The following is a 6,732-nucleotide window of genomic DNA, read 5'->3' on the forward strand; positions in this document are numbered from 1 at the left end:
CGCGGCTGTCATCTACCCCCGGGGCCTGGGAACAGGGTGGCACGGCACGATTCGGCTCGCATGTCACCCCGAGCGCCGCCGACCGGTGGATGGGTGCGACCATCCTCGGGTGCGAGAGATCGACGAGTTGGTCAGTGTGGACGATCCGGCGTGGCCGGAGCTTCAGGAGATGCTCGAGGCGAGCTCCGTGCCGGTTCAGGTGCTGCCCGCCGACGCCCGCGAGGGACTCCGGTGCGTGCTGCAGATGCAGGTCAGTGCGCGGTCGACGCTGGGCGCTCTGGCACTGAACACCGGCGGACTGCTCGTGGACAACGGGTGGGTGCGCGTGTTCGGCGGAGGTTCGGTCGCGAGTGGGGGGCTGCGGAGTCTGGGGCAGGTCAACCGTTTCCCCGGGGACTTCGATCCCGTCTGGCATCCCGACGCCGGCCTCGTTGTCGGCCACGACGTCGTCGGTGGGGTGTTCGCGCTGAACGGTGGCGATCCTTCCGCCGCGGGCCGTCCGGGGGCGCCGGGACAGATGACGTACTTCGCGCCCGACACCCTGGCGTGGGAGGCCATGGAAATCGGCCACTCCGCATGGGTCTCCTGGCTGCTCTCGGGCCGGTCGGAGGCGTTCTACGACGGGCTGCGATGGCCCGGCTGGCGTGAGGAAGCCTCGGCCCTGACCCTCTCGGAGGGCCTTTCCGTGTATCCGTTCCTGTGGTCCGACGAGGCCCACGCCGATCTCGCGGCGACGAGCCGACGGCCCGTGCCGATGCACGAGGTCATCGGGGTTGCGGCGGATTTCGCCCGGCAGATGGGGCCGTCCGATCCCGGGTTCCTCGGCGAAGCGTGACAGCGGCGTCTTCCTGGGCTTTCGTACCGCTGAGGCGCCATGGAGTCCGCGAACTCCGTGCGCGTGACCCCTGGCGAGACGACGGTGACGCGCACACCGTCCCCGGCCTCCTGCCGCAGGCCCTCGGAGATGGTACGTACGGCGTTCTTGGTGCCGGCGTACACCGCCTGGAGCGGAACGATGCACAGTCCGGCCGTGGAGACGGTGTTGGCGAAGTGCCCGAACCCCTGCTCCCGGAAGACCGGCAGCGCCGCGGCGATCCCGTACAGGACGCCCTTGAGGTTGACGTCGATCATCTCCTCCCAGTCCTCGACGCGAAGGTCGTCCAGCGGGGAGATCAGTCCGATCCCGGCGTTGCCGACCAGGACGTCGAGCTTGCCGTAGCGGTCGCGTGCCAGCCCGACCAGGCTGGTCAGGTCCTCGCGGCGCTTGACGTCCGTGCGCGTGTAGACGGCTTGGCCGCCGGCCTTCTCGATGCGGGCGACCAGCGCCTGGAGGCGTTCCGGGCGGCGCGCCCCGAGCACCACTTTCGCGCCGCGCTCGGCGAGGAGCAGCGCGGTCGCCTCGCCGATCCCGCTGCTGGCGCCCGTGATCGCGACCGACGTGTTCGCCATCCTGGCGTCGCGCAGGCATGCTGTCCTCGCGGTGCGACCAGGCCCGGGCCGCCCCGTCGGAGCGGTCCCCGGCCGCTGCCCGCCCTACCGGGTGAGCAGGGCCGACGCCTCTCGACGCGCCTCGGCCAACCAGGCGGCGCGCTCGTCGGCCGTGGAGTCGGTGACGGTCCGGAACACCGTGCGGCGCACGTCGGTCACCCCCACGTACGGCAGGACACAGGCGGCCCAGACCCGCGCAAGCGGGTCACCGAACTCGCCCGCCTCCCGCTCCGCGGGGGTGTCCGAGGTGTTCAGCACCAGCGCCCGGCCCACCCGGAGCAGACCCGCCGGCTCGCCGTTGGCCCGCCCCAGCTTGTACGCCACCCCGGGCACCAGCACCCGCTGCACCCAGCCGGTCAGTACGGCAGGCGGCATGCCCCACCAGTTGGGATGGACGAAGACGAGCGCGTCGAGCATCGCGACCTCGGCGCGGTGCTGCGCCACCAGCGGATCGGCCGACGCCCCCGCCACGTCGACCGTCTCGGTCTCCTCGGCGGTCAGCACTGGGGGGAAGCCCTGGGCACACAGGTCGTGCGCGGACACCTCGCACCCCTCGGGTGCGCCAGGTAGACCGCGACCTTCATGCCCGCCAACTCCCCTCATCCGTACGGCGATCCATCGTGCGGCTCCAGTTCGGCTCCAGTGCGGAACGGTATCCGCACCGCGGGCGAATCACCGTCGGGCCTGCGGCCGCTGGTCCCCGCGAGCCGGTGGAGCCCGACCAACCCTCCGGGAAGGCGGCTGGAACACCGCGAGGGGACCGCACCGGCTGGACTTTTACCAAGATCGGCACCTGGCGTCAAGCCACGTAATCGAGTGGCGTGACGCACACACCGCCACACGGTTTATTGGAAGTACGCCCCCACCAGGGAAACCCCGGAAAACAAAAGGGCCAAAGAAACACCCCGGCCCATTCCACCGGGCGATACACAAAACCTATTTCGTTGCCGAATGGAGAATTACCATGTTCGAGCGTTTCCCGACCCGCCGCATCGTCCTCGCCGGAGCCTCCCTCGCCCTCCTCGGCGGTGGCATCGCCCTCCCCGCGACCGCCATGGCCGCACCCACCACCGCCCCCCAGGCCATCACCCTCCCCCAGGACAGCGCCGACGGCATCGGCACCGGCGGCAACGCCAACGCAGAGAACACCACCGTCGGCGGGACCGCCACCGGCGGCAACGCCAGCACCGGAGTCGGCAGCTGCAAGGGCAAGTGCATCATCAACACCGGCAACGCCACCGGCGGCAACGCCAGCGCCGACGCCGTCAACACCGGCGACGCCACCGCCGTAGGCGGCAACGGCACCGGCACCGGCGGCCAGGTCAACAAGCAGAACATCAAGAACCAGGTCAAGAAGGACCTCAAGGCCAAGCTCGGCAAGTGAGACCCCACACCACACCCCGCACACCCCACACCGCAGACGCCGGAGAGGCCCACAGCCCCTCCGGCATCCGCATGCGCTGTGGCAACTCCCCCACCGACACACGCCGCCAGGACGTGCGACCACCAGCCAACGGTCCACAGCTCCGCCGACAGCCTCCACCCGGCACAGGTCCACACCACCGCGCCCCGACGAGGGCCCGGCCCGGGCGGGCGCAGGGTGCCCGGTGTCGCGGGCGGGCGCATGCTGGTTGGGGTGGGGTGGTGGGGGCTCCGGACGGGAAGTGTCGATGAGCGTGGGCAAGGCGGAAACCGTGTCGCCCGGCCGCCGGCTGTTCTCCGGCCGCGATCGCGCGGTCATCGCGGCCGCCTCGCTGTCCATGCTCCTGGTCCAGATGGACTGGTTCGCCCTCAACCTGATGCTGCCGGTGATCGCCCGCGAATTCTCCACGCCGACCACGAACCTGCAGTGGCTGGTCAGCGGCTACATGCTGACCCTGGGCGCGCTGATGATCACGGGCGGAAGGGCCGCCGATGTCCACGGGCGACGCACGGTCATCGTGTGGGGCCTGGTCGGCTTCGCCGTGGTGTCCGTCGTGTGCAGCGCCGCGCAGAACGAGGCCTGGCTCGTCGTGGCGCGGGTGGTGCAGGGCGCCACGGCCGCGTTGATCTTCCCCGTCGCCGTGGCGGTCGTCAGCGCCTACTTCCGCGATGACCGGCAGGGCCGCGCGGTGGGCACGGTGCTGGCCTTCAGCGCGATCGGCGTCGCCCTCGGCCCGTTCGTGGGCGGCGTATTCGCCGAGCACGTCAGCTGGCGGGCGGTGTTCCTGCTGAACGTGCCGGTCTGCGCCGTCGCGGCTTTCCTGATGCTGCGGTTCGTCACCGACACCCGCGATGAAGAGGCCGGCCACGGCCTGGACCTGCCCGGAGCCGTCACCGTGGCGGGCGGTCTCAGCGCGGTCATGGTCGCGGTCGACCAGGGTGGCCACTGGGGCTGGGCCTCAGCGGCGACGCTGGCCTGCCTCGCCGCCGGAGCCCTGCTGCTGATCCTGTTCGTGGCGATCGAACGCCGGACCGCCGAACCGCTGCTGGACCTGACCCTGCTGCGTAACGTGCCGTTCGTGACGGTCACCCTGGCCGGTTGCGTGTCCAACATCGGGTACTGCCTCGTGGCGGTCCTCTCCGCGCTCTACCTCCAGCAGGTCCGCGGCCTCTCCCCGCTCGATGCGGGGCTGGTCTTCCTCGCGCTGTCCGTCGGCGCCGGGGCCGCCAGCTACTGGTCCGGCCGCCTCGCCCAGCATCGGCGGCCGGAGTCGCTGATGGCGGCCGGGCTCCTGCTGAGCGGAGCCAGCATCCTGGCGCTGACCTGGGCGGGTCCGCTGGCCCTCTACACGGCCGTGTTCGCGGTCGTGGGCATCGGGCTCGGACTCGGCTGGGCGCTGACGAACGTGGCCACCCAGTCGTACGTTCCCTCGAGCCGCCTCGCCGCCGCCTCCGGACTGGTGCTGACCTCCCTCGTCCTGATGGGCGCGGTGGCCGTGGCGGTGGCGGCGACCGTACTGGAGGTTCTGAGCGGCTCGGAGCAGCAGGCGGCTTCGGACGGATCAGCCATCGAAAGCGTGCTGAGGGTCGCGGCGCTGCTGTCACTCGTGGGCGCGGCCTCCCTGCTCCCGCTGATCCGCGCGCCGCGAAAACCCGGCCCGGCACCGAGGGGCAACCTGCCCTCGCTCTGACGCCCCGCCGACGAGCGGTGCGGCGACGCACTGCCACTGCGCAGAGGCCGTCTTAGAACACCAGAACCGTTCACGTGAACAGGTACGAAGAAACGGTAGGAGCAGCTGTTACACGACCCTGAACCCATTCGGCGCAGGATCGAAGGGCACCCCGAGGAAAGGGCATTCACCAGCGAAGGCCTCCGTCCCCAAGCCTCCCACGGCCCGCTCCGCACGCTCCCGCAGTCCGCGTCAGCGCAGCCATGACACATGTCCGCTACAAGCAAGAGTCACTGGTATATCCGCATTGGGCAACACGCTCCGAATTAGTGGCTTTTGGTGGTGCTTCGGGGCCAGAGTGTGGCTCCTCGGCAGGACGCCGGGAACTGTTCGGAGCCCCCCGCCTCGTACGAGCCGGGACGGGCCGCTGTCTGTTGAAGGGGTCATCTTCATGTCTGCTTCTCTCGCCACCCGCCGCGTCGTCGCGACGTTCCTGGCCACGGGCGCCCTGGTCGGCGCCGCCGCCCTCCCGGCAGCCGCCGCCGACGACCACAGGCGTGACCACCGGGCCCCGCACTCCTCGATCGTCATCGGCGACGTCCAGTACGACAGCCCCGGCCGCAACGACCGCTCCGCTCGTGCCCTGAACGGGGAATGGGTCGAGGTGAAGAACACCGGCCGCCACAGCGTCAACCTGCGCGGCTTCACCCTCTCCGACCGGCAGGGCAACCGCTACCGCTTCAACGACTTCCGCCTGGACGGCCGTTCCAGCGTCAAGGTCCACACGGGCAAGGGTCGCGACACCCGCCACGACGTCTACCAGGGCCGCCACGACCAGGTGTGGGACGAGCGTGACAGCGCCACGCTCCGCGACAACCGCGGCAACGTCGTCGACAGCAATTCCTGGAACGGCCGTCGGCACCACCGCAACGGCTGACGCGGACCTGCTGCCCCTGACGGGCTGACCGGGCCGGCAGCCACGCCGAAGGGACTGTGAGCTGTCGGCCTAGCGCAAACGGCGTGTCACGGCGATCCAGCCGTGGCACGCCGCCTGCGCGTGTGCACATCCTGCGGCCGCACTCCCTCCGGGGCCGGGGCCGGGGCCGGAGCCGGGGCCTGCGCCGGCGCCGGCGCCGGCGCCGCCCGTACCGTCAGCCGCACCGACCCCGCACGAGCTTCGTGGGCCGACGCGGGTCCGGCCACCAGTACACGGGGAGCGCCTCGCGACGGTACCGGCATACCCGTCATCCGCATCGGAACGCAGTATGTCCCTCCACCACGACGACGTCGTGGGCCGAGTCCGTTGGTCCGCCGCACGCCATGCCGGTCCTCAACTCGCGTTCGCACTCACAGCCCCGCTGCTGCGGCGTGCTTCGTAGGAGCCGTGGCGGATGCGGCCAAGGTGACGATCAGCGGCGACGGGTTCAAGAAGGGCAAGGTGTTCCTCGACCAGACCGACGGTGCGGGTGGCGGCAACACCACGGTGCAGGACGACGGCACGTTCAAGTCCGTAGAGGTGGCGGCCGGCAAGTGGAGGGCCTTCCGGGGGAAGACGGTCTCAAGGCCAACTGCCGGGGCGGCCGGGGCGCACAGGACACGGTCAACCAGCGTCTCATCGACTCGGAACCGCAGCCGCAAAAGCCGAACCTAGGGAAGTTGCAGCGCGTGAAGCCGGTCTCGGCGGAAGCGGGTTGAACGGCTGAGGGCCCTTCGCGGGTTCGGTGTGGACTGCGACATCACACCACCGACCGGCCCAAGGCCCTCACGTGCGCCGCTATGCACTTCTGACCACGGGTTGCCGTTCCGAGTTGACGGTTTGGGCCCATGCATCCCCAGGCGCCTGGACCGCCGGCTCATCCGGACTGCTCCCCGTTTCCCTGCTGGTTTCCCTGCTGGTTTCCCTCCTGGTTGTTGCCCTGCTCGCTGTTGCCCTGCTCGTTGCCGGGATTCTGGCCCGACCCCTTCTCGGAGTTCTGGCCGGTCCCGTTCTCTGAGTTCTGGCCGGTCCCGTTATCAGGGTTCTGGTCCGTCTTCTTGTCCGGGACCTCGTTCGTGCTCTTGCCCGGAACCTCCTTCGTCACCTCACCCGGAACCTTCTCCGTGTCCTTGCCCGGAACCTCCTTCGTCACCTCACCCGGAACCTTCTCCGTGT

At 70.3% G+C, this 6,732-nt stretch carries 6 protein-coding genes and 2 pseudogenes; 5 read left to right on the top strand and 3 right to left on the bottom strand.

Annotated elements, in window-relative coordinates:
* Positions 1 to 169 precede the first annotated feature (169 nt).
* Positions 170 to 835, top strand: coding sequence for a DUF2625 family protein (locus ACZ5WG_RS21905; protein WP_468725526.1), 666 nt, complete (start codon positions 170 to 172; stop codon positions 833 to 835).
* 38 nt (positions 836 to 873) lie between these two features.
* On the opposite strand, the pseudogene ACZ5WG_RS21910 reads toward ACZ5WG_RS21905, so the two are convergent.
* Together ACZ5WG_RS21910 and ACZ5WG_RS21915 are read right to left on the bottom strand one after the other, a co-directional pair.
* Positions 874 to 1,449, bottom strand: a pseudogene (locus tag ACZ5WG_RS21910) (SDR family oxidoreductase); the annotation flags it as partial.
* 84 nt (positions 1,450 to 1,533) lie between these two features.
* Entirely contained in the window at positions 1,534 to 2,031 is a 498-nt protein-coding gene (locus ACZ5WG_RS21915; RefSeq protein ID WP_468725231.1) for an NAD(P)H-dependent oxidoreductase, read from the bottom strand.
* Positions 2,032 to 2,452: 421 nt separating this feature from the next.
* Between ACZ5WG_RS21915 and ACZ5WG_RS21920 the strand changes: the two genes are divergently transcribed.
* The 4 genes from ACZ5WG_RS21920 to ACZ5WG_RS21935 all read left to right on the top strand — a co-directional run bounded on the left by ACZ5WG_RS21920 (position 2,453) and on the right by ACZ5WG_RS21935 (position 6,231).
* Positions 2,453 to 2,872: a hypothetical protein gene (locus ACZ5WG_RS21920; RefSeq protein WP_468725233.1), complete on the top strand. Its 420-nt coding sequence runs from the start codon at positions 2,453 to 2,455 to the stop codon at positions 2,870 to 2,872.
* A 286-nt stretch (positions 2,873 to 3,158) separates the two neighbouring features.
* Positions 3,159 to 4,601, top strand: a complete 1,443-nt coding sequence (locus tag ACZ5WG_RS21925) for an MFS transporter (RefSeq protein WP_468725235.1) — start codon at positions 3,159 to 3,161, stop codon at positions 4,599 to 4,601.
* Positions 4,602 to 5,031: 430 nt separating this feature from the next.
* On the top strand, positions 5,032 to 5,517 hold the full coding sequence (locus ACZ5WG_RS21930; RefSeq protein ID WP_468725237.1) for a lamin tail domain-containing protein: 486 nt from the start codon (positions 5,032 to 5,034) through the stop codon (positions 5,515 to 5,517).
* Between the two features lie 447 nt (positions 5,518 to 5,964).
* Positions 5,965 to 6,231, top strand: coding sequence for a hypothetical protein (locus ACZ5WG_RS21935; RefSeq protein ID WP_468725238.1), 267 nt, complete (start codon positions 5,965 to 5,967; stop codon positions 6,229 to 6,231).
* 202 nt (positions 6,232 to 6,433) lie between these two features.
* Here the strand turns inward: ACZ5WG_RS21935 and ACZ5WG_RS21940 are convergent.
* A pseudogene (locus tag ACZ5WG_RS21940) lies at positions 6,434 to 6,732 on the bottom strand (hypothetical protein); the annotation flags it as partial.

This window comes from Streptomyces sp. NPDC032745, assembly GCF_055579465.1.